At 71.1% G+C, this 17,396-nt stretch carries 16 protein-coding genes; 8 read left to right on the forward strand and 8 right to left on the reverse strand.

Going from position 1 to position 17,396, the window contains the following annotated elements:
- Positions 1-60: 60 nt before the first annotated feature.
- Positions 61-2,175, forward strand: coding sequence for an MMPL family transporter (locus tag ORG17_RS01380; protein WP_214526892.1), 2,115 nt, complete (start codon positions 61-63; stop codon positions 2,173-2,175).
- A 12-nt stretch (positions 2,176-2,187) separates the two neighbouring features.
- On the forward strand, positions 2,188-2,838 hold the full coding sequence (locus tag ORG17_RS01385; RefSeq protein ID WP_214526890.1) for a GntR family transcriptional regulator: 651 nt from the start codon (positions 2,188-2,190) through the stop codon (positions 2,836-2,838).
- 97 nt (positions 2,839-2,935) lie between these two features.
- Here ORG17_RS01385 and ORG17_RS01390 read toward each other — a convergent pair whose 3' ends face one another.
- From ORG17_RS01390 to ORG17_RS01400, 3 genes are read right to left on the reverse strand one after another with little or no spacing between them, the layout of a single operon-like run.
- Positions 2,936-3,712, reverse strand: a complete 777-nt coding sequence (locus ORG17_RS01390; protein WP_214526888.1) for an IclR family transcriptional regulator — start codon at positions 3,710-3,712, stop codon at positions 2,936-2,938.
- Positions 3,713-3,738: 26 nt separating this feature from the next.
- Positions 3,739-5,166, reverse strand: a complete 1,428-nt coding sequence (locus ORG17_RS01395; RefSeq protein WP_214526887.1) for a glycoside hydrolase family protein — start codon at positions 5,164-5,166, stop codon at positions 3,739-3,741.
- A 38-nt stretch (positions 5,167-5,204) separates the two neighbouring features.
- Positions 5,205-7,454, reverse strand: a complete 2,250-nt coding sequence (locus ORG17_RS01400) for an FAD-dependent oxidoreductase (RefSeq protein WP_214526885.1) — start codon at positions 7,452-7,454, stop codon at positions 5,205-5,207.
- 108 nt (positions 7,455-7,562) lie between these two features.
- On the opposite strand from ORG17_RS01400, the gene ORG17_RS01405 reads away from it, so the two are divergent.
- From ORG17_RS01405 to ORG17_RS01415, 3 genes are all read left to right on the forward strand, one after another.
- The gene (locus ORG17_RS01405) at positions 7,563-8,915 is read left to right on the forward strand and encodes an MFS transporter (RefSeq protein ID WP_027467178.1); all 1,353 of its coding nucleotides are present in this window, start codon (positions 7,563-7,565) and stop codon (positions 8,913-8,915) included.
- Between the two features lie 78 nt (positions 8,916-8,993).
- On the forward strand, positions 8,994-10,490 hold the full coding sequence (locus tag ORG17_RS01410) for an LCP family protein (protein ID WP_071245841.1): 1,497 nt from the start codon (positions 8,994-8,996) through the stop codon (positions 10,488-10,490).
- Between the two features lie 38 nt (positions 10,491-10,528).
- Positions 10,529-11,311 carry an endonuclease/exonuclease/phosphatase family protein gene (locus ORG17_RS01415; RefSeq protein ID WP_214526883.1) on the forward strand — a complete coding sequence of 261 codons (783 nt, stop codon included), beginning with the start codon at positions 10,529-10,531 and terminating at the stop codon, positions 11,309-11,311.
- A gap of 6 nt (positions 11,312-11,317) precedes the next feature.
- Here the strand turns inward: ORG17_RS01415 and ORG17_RS01420 are convergent, their stop codons facing one another.
- Positions 11,318-12,055, reverse strand: coding sequence for a hypothetical protein (locus tag ORG17_RS01420; RefSeq protein ID WP_214526881.1), 738 nt, complete (start codon positions 12,053-12,055; stop codon positions 11,318-11,320).
- 198 nt (positions 12,056-12,253) lie between these two features.
- On the opposite strand from ORG17_RS01420, the gene ORG17_RS01425 reads away from it, so the two are divergent.
- A complete protein-coding gene (locus ORG17_RS01425) occupies positions 12,254-13,180 on the forward strand; it encodes an SDR family oxidoreductase (protein WP_214526879.1) in 927 nt (308 codons plus the stop codon).
- A gap of 150 nt (positions 13,181-13,330) precedes the next feature.
- Here ORG17_RS01425 and ORG17_RS01430 read toward each other — a convergent pair whose 3' ends face one another.
- The gene (locus tag ORG17_RS01430) at positions 13,331-13,648 is read right to left on the reverse strand and encodes a hypothetical protein (RefSeq protein WP_027467174.1); all 318 of its coding nucleotides are present in this window, start codon (positions 13,646-13,648) and stop codon (positions 13,331-13,333) included.
- A 169-nt stretch (positions 13,649-13,817) separates the two neighbouring features.
- Here ORG17_RS01430 and ORG17_RS01435 point away from each other — a divergent pair, with 169 nt between their 5' ends.
- Entirely contained in the window at positions 13,818-14,501 is a 684-nt protein-coding gene (locus ORG17_RS01435; protein ID WP_027467173.1) for a TetR/AcrR family transcriptional regulator, read from the forward strand.
- 91 nt (positions 14,502-14,592) lie between these two features.
- Complete coding sequence (locus ORG17_RS01440; protein WP_214526877.1) at positions 14,593-14,787, forward strand: DUF2795 domain-containing protein; 195 nt, start codon at positions 14,593-14,595, stop codon at positions 14,785-14,787.
- A 93-nt stretch (positions 14,788-14,880) separates the two neighbouring features.
- Here the strand turns inward: ORG17_RS01440 and ORG17_RS01445 are convergent, their stop codons facing one another.
- The 3 genes from ORG17_RS01445 to ORG17_RS01455 all read right to left on the reverse strand — a co-directional run bounded on the left by ORG17_RS01445 (position 14,881) and on the right by ORG17_RS01455 (position 17,248).
- The gene (locus ORG17_RS01445; RefSeq protein WP_035809647.1) at positions 14,881-16,398 is read right to left on the reverse strand and encodes a threonine/serine exporter family protein; all 1,518 of its coding nucleotides are present in this window, start codon (positions 16,396-16,398) and stop codon (positions 14,881-14,883) included.
- 58 nt (positions 16,399-16,456) lie between these two features.
- On the reverse strand, positions 16,457-16,711 hold the full coding sequence (locus ORG17_RS01450) for a hypothetical protein (protein WP_214526875.1): 255 nt from the start codon (positions 16,709-16,711) through the stop codon (positions 16,457-16,459).
- A 96-nt stretch (positions 16,712-16,807) separates the two neighbouring features.
- Positions 16,808-17,248 carry an OsmC family peroxiredoxin gene (locus tag ORG17_RS01455; RefSeq protein WP_027467170.1) on the reverse strand — a complete coding sequence of 147 codons (441 nt, stop codon included), beginning with the start codon at positions 17,246-17,248 and terminating at the stop codon, positions 16,808-16,810.
- Between the last annotated feature and the right edge of the window lie 148 nt (positions 17,249-17,396).

A 17,396-nucleotide genomic window follows, 5' to 3' on the forward strand; every position in this document is an offset into this window, starting at 1 on the left:
CGCAGGTGCGCTCGACCGTCAAGTAATCAGCATGCTGACGATCGGTGTACGCTCACCGACGTGTCCCGCTTCCTCCGCATCGTCCTCCCCGCGCTCGTCATCGTGGTCTGGCTCGGCATCGCCTCCGTCGGCGGTCCTTTCTTCGGCAAGATCTCCGAGGTCTCCACCAACGACCAGACCTCGTTCCTGCCGGCCTCGGCCGACGCCACGAAGGTGCAGGAACGGTCCTCCGAGTTCCGCGACGAGTCGGGGGCGCCCGCGATCATCGTCCTCGAGCGCGACGGCGGCCTGACCTCGACCGACCTCGCCGACGCGAAGGCACTCGCCACGACGCTGTCCGACCGCGCCGACGTCGAGGCCGTCAGCCCGGTGATCCCGAGCGAGGACGGCGACGCGGTCGAGATCGTCGCCACGCTCACGCAGGACGCCGAGACCGGGGACGCGGTCGAGGCCATCCGGGCCGACGTCGACGATGCGCTCCCGTCCGGTGTGAGCGGCTCCGTCACCGGTCCCGCCGGGTTCACCGCGGACCTGACCGAGGCCTTCGCCGGCATCGACGGACTGCTGCTCGGGGTGGCGCTCGCCGCGGTGTTCGTGATCCTGATCATCGTCTACCGATCACCCCTGCTGCCCGTCCTGGTGCTCGGGACCGCCACCTTCGCCCTGTGCGCCTCGATCCTCGTGGTCTGGTGGCTCGCCAAGGCCGACATCGTGACGGTCAACGGGCAGGTGCAGGGCATCCTGTCGATCCTGGTGATCGGTGCGGCGACGGACTACGCGCTCCTGTACACCTCGCGCTTCCGCGAGGCGCTGCGCGACCACCGCACCGGTTGGGACGCGACGAAGGCCGCCCTGCGGGGGAGCCTCGAGCCGATCCTGGCCTCGGGCGGCACGGTGATCGTCGGGGTGCTCTGCCTGCTGCTCTCCGACCTCAACTCGAACAAGGCGCTCGGCCCGGTCGCGGCCATCGGCATCGCGTTCAGCCTGCTCGCCGCCCTGACCCTCCTGCCCGCGTTGCTGCTCGCGTTCCGGCGCGCGGCGTTCTGGCCGCTGCGTCCCGCGTTCGGCAGCGCCCACCCCGTGCTCACCGGTCCGGACGCCCGCGGCATCTGGGCGCGCGTCGGCCGGCTCGTCGCCCGGCGGTCCCGGGTGGTGTGGATCGTCTGCACGGTCGGCCTGCTCGCGATGGGCGCCGGCCTGTTCGGGCTCAAGGCGGACGGGGTGCCGCAGAGCGACCTGGTCATCGGGTCGTCCGAGGCTCGTGACGGTCAGGACGTGCTGGCCGACCACTTCCCGGGCGGTTCCGGCAGCCCCGCGCAGGTCATCGGCGCGGAGCGCGACCTCGACCAGCTCGTCGACGCGATCACCGCGGTGGACGGGGTCGACGGTGTGGTCGCCGCGGCGAAGGACAGTCCCGCCGGCACCGTCCCGGTGACCGGGAACGCGGCCGGCAGCGGCACGCCGACCGTCTCCCGCGGTGACGTCCTGCTCGAGGCGACACTGTCCGACGCCGCCGACTCGGACGCCGCCGAGCAGACCGTCCGTGACCTCCGCACCGCCGTCGAACGGGTCGACCCGGGAGCGATCGTCGGTGGCGTCACCGCGACGGCGGTCGACACGAACGACACCGGGATCCGAGACCGCACGGTGATCATCCCCGTGGTGCTCGTCGTCATCCTGCTGATCCTGATGCTCCTGCTCCGCAGCATCGTCGCGCCGCTCGTCCTGATCGGCAGCGTGATCGTGTCCTTCGCGGCGGCCCTCGGCGTCGGAGCGCTCGTCTTCGACCACGTGTTCCACTTCCCGGGCGCGGACCCGAGCGTGCCGCTGTACTCGTTCGTGTTCCTGGTGGCGCTCGGCGTGGACTACAACATCTTCCTCATGACACGGGTGCGCGAGGAAGCGCTGCGGCACGGTCCACGCGAGGGCGTCCTTCCCGGACTCGGCGTCACCGGCGGGGTGATCACGTCGGCGGGCGTCGTGCTCGCCGCCACGTTCGCCGCCCTCGGCGTGATCCCGATCCTGTTCCTCGTGCAGATCGCGTTCGTCGTCGCGTTCGGCGTCCTGCTCGACACGATCGTGGTCCGTTCGCTGCTCGTGCCGGCGCTGGCCTACGACCTCGGGCGCCGGGCCTGGTGGCCGTCGCGCCTCTCGCGCACGACCCCTGACATGTGACACGCTGGACCCATGCCAGTTCCCTCGACGCAGCCCGCTGCCGAGCGCAAGCTCCTCCGTGACACGGTGCAGGACAAGATCCGAGACGCCATCATGGACGGCACGCTCGAGCCCGGGGAACGGCTCAACGACGACGACCTGATCGCCTGGCTCGGTGTCTCCCGGACGCCGATCCGCGAGGCCCTCGCCGAACTCGCCCGGGCCGGCCTCATCGAGATGGCACCGAACCGCTACACCCGGGTCGCGGCGCCGACGAAGGAAGAACTCCTCGACGCGTACCGCACCCTCGGCGTGATCTACGGCGGGGTCGTGCGGCTCGCGGTGCCCCGGTTCACGGACGCGCAGCGCAAGAAGATCGTGAAGATGCTCGACGACGTGCACGCGCGGGTGAGCGCCGACGAGCAGGACCAGGTCGCGCGCGACGGCGCCGGCATCTACTCGATGTGGGCCGACGCGTGCGGCAACCCGTCGCTCGTGCAGCTCTGCAACTCGACGACGGACGGGCTCGCGTTCAAGCTCCGCGTTCCGGAGCTCGCGGAGCTCCTGCCGGCCGACGTGATCCTGCCCGAGCTGACGAAGCTCAAGGACGCCGTCGTCGCGAAGGACCCCATCGCTGCCGAGCTCGCCATGGAGGCGATCCACCTGCTCCCGTCGCGCGACTAGCGGGACCAGCGCGACCAGGAGACGGCCTGGAGGCGCGTGGCGACGCCGCCACGCGCCTCCAGGCCGTCACTGCGTCACCACACGACGAGGCGAGCCGTCAGTGCGCGACGGCGCTGATCATCCCGAGACCGACGCTGATGCGGTCGGCGACCTCGATGAGGTCCTCGGCCAGGGACCCGAGGTCACGGTCGCGGAGCTGCGTGAGGCGTCCGGAGATCGAGAGCGCGGCCGCGGTTTCCCCCGAGGCGTTCCGGATCGGCGCGGCGATGCAGAACCGCCCGAGCGCGAGTTCCTGGTTCTCCTCGGTCCAGCCGCGCTTCGCCGAGACGGCCAGGTCGGCCGTCAGGGCGTCGTGCGACGTGATGGTGTGGTCGGTGTACCGCGCGAGGTCCGCACCGAGGAGCCGCTCCCGGTCCACCTGTGACAGGTCGAGCATGAGGGCCTTGCCGAGCGCCGACGCGTGCAGCGGCTGTCGCATGCCGATCATCGTGTGCGACTTCGGCGCCAGCGACCCCTCGAAGTGGCAGAGGTAGATGCACGAGGCTGCGTCGCGCACCCCGACGTTCGCGGTGAGGCCGATCCGGTGCGCGAGTTCCTGCGCCGCGGCCCGGCTCTCCCGGTGCACCGGGTTGTGGTTGAGTCCCTGGCTGGCGAGTTCGAGCACGGCGCGACCGACCGAGTACCCCTGCGAATCAGGATCGCGACGCACGTACTCGAGCGACTCGAGCGTCGCCAGGAGCCGACCCGTCGTCGACGTCCCGAGGCCGATCGCCCGCGCGATGTCGGAGGCACGCATCGGCCCGTCAGCAGCACCGAGCGCGCCGAGGACCGCCGCGGCGCGCTCGACGCTCTGGTTCGGAGGGGTGGTCGTCATCCCCTCATTCTGGTCTGCGACGGCGATCAGGACACCGTGACGCCGCTGACGAACGCGTTCGAGCGCACCTGCGCCGCTGTCAGCGGTACCCCGCCGAGCACGACGTCCTGGAACGCGACGCCCGAGATCCCGTGGGCGGCGTCCCAGCCGGACAGCGTCACCGAGTCCGCCGTGACGTCGGTGAAGTCGCGGATCGTGATGCCCGTGATCCGACCGCGTTCGTCGCGGTAGCCGGTGTCGTTCGAGTACTGCCCCTTGAGGACCTGCAGCACGATCGCTCGCTTCCCGACCGGCTGCGACTCCACGTGGAAACCGTCGACCGTGACGTCGGAGACCGTCGCCCAGTCCTGCACGTCGAACTTCAGGGCGACCTCCTTGGCGCGGAGCACGTACGACTGCGTGATCGAGATGTCGGTGAACAGCGACGTCTCCATCGAGGAGCCGAACCGGACGGGGTTGCCGCCGGTGACGTTCCAGAAGGTGGTGTCGAGTGCGTGCAGCCCGCGGGTCTCGGGTTCGCCGTTCGTGGCGGCGTCGAGGGCGTGCCAGCCGAACCCGTCGTCGCCGCTCATCACGAAGTTGTGCTCGACCGCCATGTCCTGCACGCCGTCGGTGTCGATGCCGTCGTTGTTGATGAGCGTGCCCATCAGGTTCGTCCACGACACGTGGATGCCCGACGACCGGATGTACAGCGTCTGCCACCACTGTGCGTTCCGGACGCCGATGCCGGAGACCGTGACGTCGGAGCTGTCGCGGAACCGGATCGCCATCGTCTTCGCGGTGCGCGAGGTGTCATCGCCGGCGTCGAGGATCCCACGGCCGAGCACCCGCACGCCGGTGACGCCGTCACCGTCGATGCGACCGTGCACCAGGGCGCCGGGAGCCAGGTAGATCGTCTGCCCGGACGTCGGGCGGATGACTCCGGCGTCGTGCTCGCCCGGGCCGAAGTACCGGACCGAGGGGTCGGCGGCGGACGGAACGGTCGTCTCGGCCGGTGTGACGAAGAGGAACAGCGCGCGAACGCCGGGCGTCTCGATCACGAGCGGGTGTGCGTCGCGGATCGTGAACGTGATGGTGGAACCGGAGCGGGTCGTCGCGATCGACAGCGTCCGTGGTGTCACGACGGGTGTGGCCGACGCGGCGAGGCCGGGCATGGTGACGCTGACGGTCGCCGTGCCGGTCCCCTTGGCGAACATCGCGACGTCGTGCGAGGTGCCGCTGACCGACTCGGCCCTGACCGGCACGGCCGTCCCGTTCGCCGAGACGGAGTGCGCGGTCGCGGCGGGCGAGGTGGGGTTCCCCGGGTTGGGCTGGATCGTGGCGGTGCCGGCGGTGACCGCTGACGCGGTGGCGGCGGTGTCCGCGACCGCAGCCGCGCCGTGCGGCCCGGACGTGCCGACGGCGGCGAGTGACAGCGCGATGACCGTCGCGATGGTGTGTGCGCGCAGGCGCATGGCGATCTCCCTTGATCGTTGTCGGTGTTGCAGGTGGGTCAGTAGACCTTCACGGCGCTCGCCGTGACGAACGGCGACCCGTTCGTGGCGGTCACGACGATGCGGAGCGAGTCGGTCCGCACCGGGGCGAGGTCGTGGACGCGATGCCGGTGCCGGTTGTCCGTGACGGTCTCGAGCTGCCGCCACGAGCCGTCGACGGACACCTCGATGCGGTAGTCACGGGCGAGCGTCGGGACGGCGTCCCAGTGGGTGCGGTGGTGGTGCAGGTTGATGAGGTCGGCGTCGACGTCGTCGTTCCACACGATCCGCACCTGGCGCACGTCGACCGGCTCCGTCCAGTCGAGTGTCAGGGCGGCTCGGCCGTCGCCGGCCTCGGACGACCACAGGTGCGGGCCGCCGAAGGGACGCTGGTACCCGTCGGCCACCCTGGAGGCCCGCCACGCGTCCGAAGCGCCGGCTGCGGTGAACGCGAAGGACCGTCCGCGCAGGGCGCGCGCTTCCCAGTCGGTCACCGGCTGGTCGGACTCCTCGGGGATGTGGTCGTCGAACTGCTCGTCGTCGGCCGTGCGGGCACGGAGGGCCAGCACCCCGTACGGGTGCCCGTCGGTCAGGACCAGGCGGACGCCCGGGGCACGACGGACGACGACGACCGCGTTGCACGGCTCCTCGGGACGGAACGCGAGGTCCACCACCGCTTCCCCGGATCCGGCAGTCACCGCAGCGGTGTGGGTGGCGACGTGCTCGATCGGGGCGTAGTTCTGCGGCTTGCCGGTCGTCCAGAGCTCGATCGTGAGCTCGGCCGCGGTGCCGTCGTCGACGACGGTCCGGAGCGCGAAGGAGCCGAGCACCGGGTCGGCCGGCAGGACGATCGCGACGTCGCGATCGAGTGCGAAGGTGTCGGCGGTCGCCCACGGGGTGGTGTCGATCGAGGTGAGTTCACTGCTCGCGGTGATCGTCGCCAGGCGGGCCAGGTCGGCACCGTCGACGGCCCGGACCCCGATGAGCGGGGCGTCCTCGCGGAGCAGCGTCTGCTGGAGCATCTCGACGTGGTCGTTGCCGAGCGTGCGGGGCGTCGTGGCGTGCCGGGCGACGAGGTGCGCGGCGGTGCCGGCGGCCTGGCCCTGGGTGGCGCACGTGGCCATCACCCGCGTGGAGCCGAATGCCACGTGCGACGCGGAGATGTTCCGGCCGGCGAAGAGCAGGTTCGCGACGTCCGCGGAGTAGAGGGAGCGGAACGGGATGTCGTAGGTGCCGTCCGTGTACCGCTGCTGCGCGCCGGCGGTCTCGGCGTACACGCCCTCGACGGGGTGCAGGTCGATCGACCAGCCGCCGAACGCCACCGCGTCGGGGAAGGTCCGCTGCGACAGCAGGTCCTGCTGGGTGAGCGTGTGGTCGCCGATGAACCGGCGGTACTCCCGTTTGCCGGGGATCGCACCCACCCAGTCGAGCGTGAGGGTCTCGGCGTCGAAGGCGCCGGAGTTCTTGATGTGGTCCCAGATCCCGTAGACGACGCCCCACAGCTCGTCGCGGATCCGCTCGTTCTCGGTGACGGTGTCGAGCGCACCGCCCCACTCGATCCACCAGTAGTTGCAGCCGTTGTCCCCGGTCTTGATGGCCCGGTTGGCCAGGATCGGTGTCGTCCTCAGGTCGACGGCGATCGACGGTGGCACGAACTTCTCGGGCCGGCCGGTGTCGTGCGTCGAGAAGAAGATCGAGCTCCCGAGCAGTTCGTCGTCGGGCTGTTCCGGCGCCCACGCCTCCCCGTGTTCGGCGCGTCCCTCGCGGCCGATCCGGAACGACGCCCCGGCGAGTGCGCCGACGAGGCCGTCGCCCGTGCAGTCGAGGAACACCGGTGCGGTGAAGGTCGTCTCGATCTCGGACCCCATCGTCCACCCCGTGACGGAGGTGATCCGGGTGGCGCCGTCGTCGTCGGCGGTCGTGACGGTGCGCACGTCGGTGTTGAGGTGCAGGTGCACGTTCGGTTCGGCACGCACGAGGTCGAGCACGACCTGGTCCCAGTAGACCGCGTTGCCCTGCGGGTTCCGGTACTGGTTCTCGAGGAAGAGCTCCCCCATGATCCCGGTCTCGCGGGCGAACCGATGGGTTCCGTGCGCGGTCGCCCCGACCACCCACACCCGGATCTCGCTCGAGGAGTTCCCGCCGAGGACGGGACGGTTGGTGACGAGGGCGACGCTGGAGCCGAGGCGTGCGGCGGCGACCGCGGCGCACACGCCGGCGAGACCGCCTCCGACGACCACGACGTCGTGGTGCTGTTCACGGGACTGCATGGCGGTGACGGTATCACTCTCTGGCGCATCCTTCCCACTGTGTGGCAAAGTATGCCCGGCAAGTGCTATCGTCAACGAACTCTCGACAACGAAGTGTGAGGTCACCCCATGAGCGACGGAACCCGAACGCGCACGAGCGCGGACGCCGCCGGCCCCCCGGACGTCCAGGCAGCACTGGGCGACGACGCGCGCCGACAGGGCATGCGGAAGGTGATCGTCGCCGCGGGCGTCGGCCACTTCGTCGAGTGGTTCGACTTCGGCCTCTACGGCACCCTGGCCACGGTCATCTCGCTGTACTTCTTCAAGCAGGGCGACCCCCAGGTGGCGTTGCTCTCCGCGTTCGCCGTGTTCGGTGCCGGCTTCGTGATGCGCCCGCTCGGCGGTCTGTTCTGGGGCTCGCTCGGGGACCGGGTCGGCCGGAAGACCACGCTCGCGACGGTCATCCTCATCACGAGCGGAGCGACGGCCGTGATGGGCATCCTGCCGACCTACCAGAGCGTCGGGCTGCTCGCACCGATCCTGCTCGTGCTGGTCCGGCTCGTGCAGGGCTTCGCCGCCGGTGGTGAAGGTGCCGGCGCGACGACGCTCCTGGCCGAGTTCGCGCCCTCGAACCGACGGGGCTTCGTGACGAGCTTCATCGACGTCTTCGGGTTCGCGGCCTTCATAGTCGGTGGCGGGCTGGTGTTCCTGTTCACCGCGCTCGCGGGCGACGACGCGCTCGAGACGTGGGGGTGGCGCGTCCTGTTCCTCATCGCGGTCCCGCTCGGACTGGTCGGCCTGTACCTCCGCAACCGGCTCGAGGACACCCCCGAGTTCCGCGCACTCAAGGCGAAGGGCGAGGTCGCGGCGAACCCGTTGCGTCGCTCGCTCCGCACCGGCTGGAAGGCCCTGCTGTTCTGCATCGGCTTCGTCGTCCTCAAGGCGGTCGGCCACTGGATCCTGCAGACCTTCATGCCGTCGTACCTGCAGGCCGACCTCGGGTACTCGCCGCTGGTGTCGTACGGGGTCGTCGTGATCGGCTTCCTCGTGATCGCGGGACTCGTGCCGTTCTTCGGCCTGCTGTCGGACCGGATCGGCCGGAAGCCCGTCATGCTCGCCGGTTGCACCGGCTTCCTGGTGCTGACCTACCCGACGCTGATGCTCATGGACGCCGGCAACTTCTGGGCGGCCGCGGCCGCGATGGTGCTGCTCGGCCTGTTCATGGCGGCGTTCGACGGTGCCGTCAGCGCGGCGATGGCCGAACTGTTCCCGACCGCGATCCGCTACGGGTCGATGGGCATCGCCTACAACATCAGCGTCGCGCTCTTCGGTGGCATCACGCCGTACTTCGCCACGTGGCTCATCAGTGCCACGGGCAACACGTTCGCGCCCGCCTTCTACGTCATGGCGGCTGCGGCGATCACGGGGATCACCGTGCTGCGGGCCCGTGAGACGAACAAGCAGGGCCTCGTCGCCCGGTGAGGAACACGACAGCGGGCATGGGGTGACCTGCCAGGCGCATCCCATGTCCGTCGTGCGCGCGCCGGTTATGGTTTCCTGGTGAGCAACGAACCCGAGCAGACGACCGAGCCCGCACACCGCGGTGCCGCGACGCCGCGCCACGGGCGCCAGAAGCGACGGGCCGGCGTCGTGTTCCCCGCGGTGGCGGGCGTGCTCACCATGGCCCTCCTGCTGTGCGGCGGGTACGCGGCGTACGCGTACCACCAGCTGTCCGACGGCGTCACGATCGTCAACGCGATCACCGGCGGCAAGGACAAGAAGGACGACGTCGACGGCACGGCGCAGAACATCCTGCTCGTCGGCGACGACCACCGACCGGACAACGCCACCCCGGAGCAGCTCGCCGAGCTCAGCACCGAGGAGGACGGTGGCGCGACGAACACCGACACGATGATCGTGCTGCACATCAACGCCGACGGCAGCCAGGCGACGATGATCTCGTTCCCCCGCGACTCGTACGTGGACATCCCGGACGTCGGCAAGGGCAAGCTCAACAGCGCGTTCTACTACGGCACGCTCAACGGCGGTGGGGACACCGGCGGTGCGAAGATGCTCATCAAGACCATCGAGAACCTGAGCGGGCTGCAGATCGACCACTACGTCCGGGTCTCGCTGCTCGGTTTCTACCAGGTCGTGAAGGAACTCGGGCCGGTGGAGGTGTGCCTCAACCAAGCCGCGAACGATCCGTTCTCCGGGGTGAACCTGCCGGCGGGCAAGTCCTCGCTGGACGCGAAGGAGGCGTTGTCCTTCGTGCGACAGCGCCACGGGCTGCCGAACGGTGACCTGGACCGCAACATCCGGCAGCAGTACTTCCTGTCCCAGGAGGCCCGGAAGGTCACGTCGGCGGGCACGCTGCTCAACCCGGTGAAGATGGGCAACATCCTGCAGGCCGTCGGGGGATCGATCCAGACCGACACCAACCTGATCGACCTCGCGTCGCAGATGGCGAACCTCCGGCCCGCGAACATCCAGTCGGCCACGATCCCGACCCTCGGGACCCCGACGATCTCCGTCAACGGATCGCCGCTCTCCATCGTCGAGGTGGACACCGTCGGTCTGCCGGCCTTCGTGCAGGGTCTGGTCGGTGAGCCCGAGGCCTACACCGCTGCCGGTCCGGCGCAACCGGCGAACACGTCGGTCACCGTGCTGAACGGCAGCGGCGTGCAGGGAGCGGCCACCGCCGCCGGTCAGGTCCTGACGGCTCGCGGCTTCCAGGTCGCGCCGGCCGGGTCCTCGCCCACCACGAAGGTCACGCAGGTGCAGTACCCGGCCGGCCAGGAGTCGCAGGCGAAGGCCGTCGCGGCCGTCGTGCCGGGTGCCGTCGCCGTCCGGACCAACACGGTCACCGGCGTCACACTGGTGCTCGGCACCGACGGCAAGACCGCGAAGCCGGTCGCGACCGAGCCGAGCGCGGCCCCCTCGACGCCGGCGGACACCGGCTCGGGCTCGAAGCCGGCGGAGCAGCCCGCGAAGGAACCGTCGCCGAAGTCGACCGACGTGCACAACTACGGCACCGAGGGCACCTGCATCAACTGATGGGAACCGGCCAGGCGGGGCGTCGGTAGGTTCGTGGAGTGACCAGCGCCGCACGCCCGATCGTCCTGATGACCTACAACATCAAGAACCCGGACCCCGCGCACGACTGGCCGGCCCGCCTGCCGGTCGTGCTCGACGTGATCCGCCGGCACGACCCCGACCTGCTCTGTGTGCAGGAGGCGTTCGGGCACCAGATGGACGACCTGCGCGCCGGGCTACCCGACCACGCCGACGTCGGGCAGGGGCGCGAGGGCGGCGACGCCGGGGAGCACGCGGCCGTCTTCTACCGCCGCGACCGGTTCCGCCCGTCGGACGAGGGATCGTTCTGGCTGTCGGACACCCCGGACGAGCCGGTCTCGAACACCTGGGGCAGCCTGTACCCGCGGATCGCGAACCACGCCCGGTTCCTCGACGCCGAGGGGCCCGCGTTCACCCTGCTCACCACCCACCTCGACCACGAGCCCGGACCCCACGGTGACGAGGTCCGGGGCCGGAGCGCCGCCCTGATCGTGGAACGGCTCGCCGGGGACACCGGTCCGGTCGTCTTCGCGGGCGACTGCAACGAGCCCGCGGGGAGCGGCACCGCGTCGAGGGTGTTCTCGGAGGCCGGGTTCGCCGATGCCTGGCTGACCGCGGGGGATCCGTCCGACCGGACCGCGACGTTCAACGACTGGCAGCCGCCGGTCGACTCCGGGGAACGGATCGACTGGGTGCTCACCCGCGGCGTCAGCGGCGTGGACCGCGTCGTGATCGACCACGACGGCCCGGAGGCCTGGTTCGCCAGCGACCACTTCCCGGTGGTGGCGACCCTGCGCGTCTGACCCGCGTCAGCAGCTCCGGCGTGCGTGGACGGGCATCGGGGACCCGATCACCGTGACCGTCGTGTCGTTCGTCAGTGCGGACACCCCGTTCGTGCCGGTGTCCGTGGCGTCCTGGGCGTCGTCGTCCGTCGCGGGCGCCGCGTCCCAGCCCTGCCGCAGCAGGAGCTGCCAGGCGCGGGAGTCGTCGGAGCCGTAGGACACCCGGTGCGACCGGGGTGCGTCGGCGATCTGCTCGTCGAGGTCGTCGCCCACCTGGACGCCGTCGGGGCCGGTCAACTCGATCCGGGCACCCGAGCGGCTGCGCACCGAGTCACGCAGGATCCGGACCTCGACGGCGTTGCCCGCTCGGGCGTCGGAGCGCAGGGCGGCCACGCGGAGGGCGCCGCCCCAGGTGTACGTGGTGCTGGCAGGGAAGCACGCCCCGCCGTCGCCCTCGGCGGTCTGTGTGCGCGAGGGGGTGCCGAGCAGGCGGTTCAGCACGCTCACGGTGAGTCCGGAGTCGCGCATCGAGGACTTCACCACGGTGTCGTCGCCGTTCCGGAGCACCAGGGCCTCGGCGTCGAGCTCGATCGAGTCCACCCGGCGGAGTTCCGCCTTCGTCACGTGCACCGGAGCGGCGTCGTGCGAGGTCTCGGCGGCCACGGCGACGTCCGCCCCGAGCCCGGTGGTGCCGTCGAACGCGAGCGCACCGGCCGTGAAGGCCAGCACGGCGGCGCCGAGCGCCAGCAGGGTCCGAGGAGTCACCGTTCGACGGTAGGGCCTCGACCGGGACAGAGCGACAGGTGTTACCGAATCGGAGCCTGCCCGTCACCGGACCGTGACAAACGAGGATCGCGCACCTGCGGCCCTGGAACGGGGCGGCCAGCGGGCGCAGGCCGCTCCGCGCAACGGGGGACAGCCTCCTGGACGGCCCGCAGCGACCCCCTGCGTACCGTCGGCGGCATGACGGACCAGCAGAACGACCAGACCGGGCCTGACCAGTACGTGATGCAGGACCCCACGAAGATGTACGCCGACAAGAAGCCCGACGAGCAGTACCTCGAGGGTGCCGGTACCGACGCGGAGATGGCGCAGAACGTCCCCGCCGACCACGGTGAGGACACCTACCGCGGCTCGGGTCGTCTGACCGGCCGCAAGGCGCTCGTCACCGGTGGCGACTCCGGCATCGGTGCCGCCGTCGCCATCGCCTACGCCCGCGAGGGTGCGGACGTCGCGATCTCGTACCTGCCCGAGGAGCAGGAGGACGCCGACCGCATCGTCGCGCTCATCGAGGCCGCCGGACGCAAGGCCGTCGCGCTGCCGGGTGACATCACCTCGCTCGAGGTCTGCGAGCAGCTCGTGGCCGACGCGGTCGAGCAGCTCGGTGGCCTCGACATCCTGGTGAACAACGCCGGCAAGCAGCAGAACGTCGACGACATCACCAAGATCTCCGACGAGGAGTTCGACGAGACCTTCAAGACGAACGCCTACGCGACGTTCCGGATCACGAAGGCCGCCGTGCCGCACCTGCAGCCCGGCTCCACGATCATCAACACGACGTCGATCCAGGCGTACGCCCCGTCGCCGCACCTGGTGCACTACGCGGCCACGAAGGCGACCGTGAACAACCTGGCGAAGGGCCTGGCGGCGCAGCTGGCACCGAAGGGGATCCGCGTCAACGCGGTCGCCCCCGGCCCGATCTGGACGCCGCTGCAGCCGGCCGGTGGCCAGCCGCCGGAGGCGCTGCCGAGCGCTGGCGAGCAGACCTACCTGGGTCGCTGGGGGCAGCCCGCCGAGCTCGCGCCGGCCTACGTGTTCCTGGCGAGCGGTGAGTCGTCGTACGTCGTGGGTGAGACGCTGCACGTCGACGGCGGGATGCCGACGCCGTAGGGCTCCTGCCCCTGACGGGGACCTGACGGGAGGCGCGGTGCCGGTGGGTGCCGCGCCTCCCGTCGTCCGTGTGGTCCGGTCCACGGCTTGTGGTCGCGTCGACTGCTCCTGGTCACGTCGGCGGGTTCGATCCGGATCCGGGTCGTGGCGTCAGCAGCTGACGGAGCGAGCCATCCGCTCGAGGAGCTCGCGTGCCGACATCGCGGCGGCCAGCTCGACCTCGACGGGGTTGATGCCGATCGCCTGCTCGAACGCGCGTCGGCGCGCCTGGTCGGCGATCGGCACCTCGGGGCGCTGGGGCAGCACGGCGATGGCTCGCGCCGCCGCCTCGAACGCGCCGGCGGGACGGCCGAGCTGCTCCCACATGGCCCGGACGTCGTGCGCCACCTGGTCGGGGTCACCGCCGAACTCGAAGCCGGTCGAGGCCATGGTCGCGAGTCCCTGGGCAGTGGGGTCGTTCGGGGTCATGCCGGCATGGTCGCACGGACGGCCGCGAACCGGCTCGACGCCGTGGTCTGTCCCCCCTTGTGCCGACACCCGTACCGGGGATTCTGGTGTCCCCCGTTCTGCGTTTGGATGGAGGTGCCCCGGACCCGGGGTGACACGGATAGGACGTCCGGGGACGACGGAGGGCACGATGCTCGAACACACCAGCGCCGACACGCAGGCCGCTGCGGCCGCGGCGGCCACGCTGCACCTGCGGATCACGATCGTGGGTGCCACCGTCGACCTGCTCCGGGACGTCCCCTTCCACGAAGCCCGGCCCGTGCAGGTCGCCGAGCGGATGGGCATCAGCGTCGCCGAGCTGGAGCAGCACTTCCCGTCGTGGGACGGCCTGGTCCTCGCCGCGCTCGACCGCTGGAACGGCGCCCGGATGGACGAGGTCACGCACGAGGTCGGTGACGGCTCGACCGTGGACCTGCTCCGCGCGATCGTCGCCTCGAACGCCGAGGACCCGGCCCTGATGCGCCTGCTCGTCGCCCTGCTGTCCGTCGCGGGCAACCCCGCGCACCCGATGGCGACCTACCTGCGGTCGCGGTACCAGCTCTTCTTCGCGCAGATCAAGCGCGGCCTGGAGCACGACGTCGCGATCGGCCGTGCCCCGCACACGATGGACCCCCGCCGCGGCGCCGAGCAGCTCATCGCGCTGTACGAGGGGCTGCAGCTGCAGGCCCTGCTGCGCGCCGAGCTCGACCTGGTGGCGGCGTTCGACCGCGCGGTCGCCCGGCTCGAGCGTGGCTGGATGGAGCGGTACGAGCCGCAGGCCGCCCGCCGTCTGGCGATGTGGGACGACGACGACTCGGGCAGCTGGGAGATCTGACCGGCGGTTCGTCCGCGGAGCGCGTTCCCCGCGCCGTCGTGCAGCGCCCCGCGGGTACTCCGGGAGGCGCAACCCGACGGAAGGAACCGACATGGCAGCACCGAACCCCATCCAGGTCCAGAAGTACCTGAGCGGCATCGACTACCCGGCGTCCAAGGACGACGTGGTCTCGACGGCCGAGCAGGAGGGCGCCCCGGACGACGTCCTCGAGGCGCTCCGCGCGATCCCGGGCGGCGAGTACGACGCCCCGACCGCGGTGTCGAGCGCGGTGTCCGACGCCGGCTGAGCGGGGCACGCCCACTCGGTGAGCAGAAGAGGTCGGGTGCGTGCGTCGCACTCGACCGCTTCTGCTCACGAAGCGCAGCTCACGAAGCGCTGCTCACGAAGTGCCGCCGGAGCGCGACCCGCGGGGCACCGACCCGTCGCCGGGGTCGTACCCGGTGTCACGGATGACGCGGAGCGCCGTGGTGTCGTTGTGGACCGAGTGCACGACGACCCGGCGCGTCCGGCGGAGCGCTCGACGGGCACCGGGCGTCGCGAAGAGCCCGCCGAGCACCAGGCCCGCGCCGATCCCGAGTGCCACGGACACCGCCGCCACGAAGTCGAGCGCGGCGCTCGACGACCCCGACATGAAGTTCAGCAGGGCGTTCGACACGGCGACACCGGGCAGCAGCGCCCCGCAGAACGCCGGCACCGCGATCGCCGCCACGGCCGTGCGCATCCGGACGGCCGCGTAGGTCGAGAGCACCCCGAGCAGCACCGCCGCCAGGAACGTCGCCCCGAGCAGCGGCAGCCCGGCCTGCCGCAGCGCCCACAGCGCAGCACCGGCGGCGACCGAGAACACCACGGCGACGGGGATCACCCGGGCGCTCGCCTGCTGTACGAAGCAGTTCGCGCCCGCCGACACGACGGTCAGCGACAGCGACGCCCAGAGCGGCAGGGTCTGCGTCACGATGCCGGACGGGTCGACCTCGATCTGCAGCCAGTGCGTCATCGCGATCCCGGCCGGCACCCCGACCACGATCGCCGCGATGACCAGCCCGATGTAGAACGCCCGGGCCACGGCCATCGCCCGGAACCCCGAGATGGCGTCCTGCGCCCAGGTCACCAGGGACGGGTGCGGCAGCAGGAGCACCACGAGCGCCGCCACCATCGTCGCGGCGCCGTTCGCGTTGAGCACGCCGGCCCAGATGGCCAGCGTGCCGATCGCCGACGCCACCGCGCCCTGCGCCCCGGACACGAAGAACTGCGGGTACCCCCGGTCGGTCAGCCAGCGTCCGGAGACGATGATCCCGAGCATCAGCACGAACGCCCCGAGTCCGGCACGCCAGCCACCTCCGGCCTGCACGGCGATCGAGATGCCGAGGATCGACAGGCCGACGTCGGACAGCCACATCGGCCACCGAGGCGGGAGCCGCAGCACGGCGACCAGGGCGTTCACCGCCGAGGTCATGTCACGGTCGTCGTGGATCAGGTCGTCGACGATCTGGTTCGCCCGCGCGAGCTTGTCGAGGTCGGAGCCGTCCGAGCGCACGGTCCGGACCTTGACGAGCGGCGGGACGTCGGCCGGGGCGTACTGGATCGTCACCGAGCTGCCGGAGAAGTCCAGGTCGAGCGGTGCGAGGTTCCACTTCGTCGAGACCGCGACGACGGCCGTCTCGACGCTGCGGGTGTCGGCACCGGAGGCGAGCATGACCTCGGCCAGGTCGAGGCAGAAGTCGACGATCTGGGTCGCCGTGTACTGGTCACGCCCCTTGGCGTCGGGCTCGACGTGCTCGTAGATCGTCCCGCGCAGGCGGGCCCGTGCGTCGCGCAGGTCGTGCTGCGCCAGACTGCGGCGGCGTGGCCGGGGCGGGCGGCCCGGCTTGTGCGGGCCCGGGGGGTGCTGCTCGGCCATCACGCCATGGTGCCAGTCGACGGCGGCCGAGTCCGGACGTCCGCTGGACGCGTCCGGATCAGCCCCGGCGGCGCGTACTGAGACGACCGAGGGCGAAGGCCGCGACGACCGCGCCCACCAGCACGAGGACCGGTCCGGCGGTCAGCTGCCACGGTCGGCCATTGGCGACGAACGCGTAGTCGGACAGTGGGGCGTACGCGAACCAGCCGGACGAGGACGGCGGAGCCGTCAGCACGAACACGATCCCGACGACGACGGCCAGCAGGCCGAGCCAGAGAGCGACGAGGGTCGGGGTGGCGAGGAATCGGGGCACGGCACCCAGCGTAGGTGGACGACGGACTGGAGGCCCGTGGCGGGGTCGCCACGGGCCTCCCGTCCGTCAGGTGGTGACGGTTCCTGCGTTCCGCGCCTACTGCTCGAAGGTCGCGTGCAGCGTGATCTCGACGCCGGTCAGGGCCTTGCTCACGGGGCAGGTCGCCTTGGCGTCCTCGGCGGCCTTGAGGAAGGCCGCCTCGTCGATGCCGGAGACCTCGCCGCTGACGGTCAGGACGATGCCGGTGAGACGGAAGCCGCCGGCCGGGTCCGGGCCGAGCGAGACGTCGGCCTTGACGTCGAGGGCCTCGACCGTGCCGCCGGCCTCGCCGAGGACGGCGGAGAACTGCATGGCGTAGCAGGCCGAGTGTGCGGCGGCGATGAGCTCCTCGGGGCTCGTGGTGCCCCCGGCGTCCTCGGCGGTGCGCTTCGGGAACGAGACGTCGTACGTGCCGACCTTCGAGCTCGAGAGTTCGACCTGGCCGGAACCGTCCTCGAGGCCGCCGTTCCAGGCGGTGCGTGCGGTGCGAGTGGGCATGCCCGCTCCTTTCGTGTGGGGGAGCGGCCCCGAACGGGACCACCGCTCCTGAGTCAATCGGAGAACGATTGTTCTCGCAACGGGCTCACGGCGAAGACGCAGGATCGCGAGACTCCCGCACCTTCCACCTGCGAGCAACGTAGACGGC

The sequence above is a fragment of the Curtobacterium flaccumfaciens pv. betae genome (genome assembly GCF_026241855.1).
Taxonomy (GTDB): Bacteria; Actinomycetota; Actinomycetes; order Actinomycetales; family Microbacteriaceae; genus Curtobacterium; species Curtobacterium flaccumfaciens.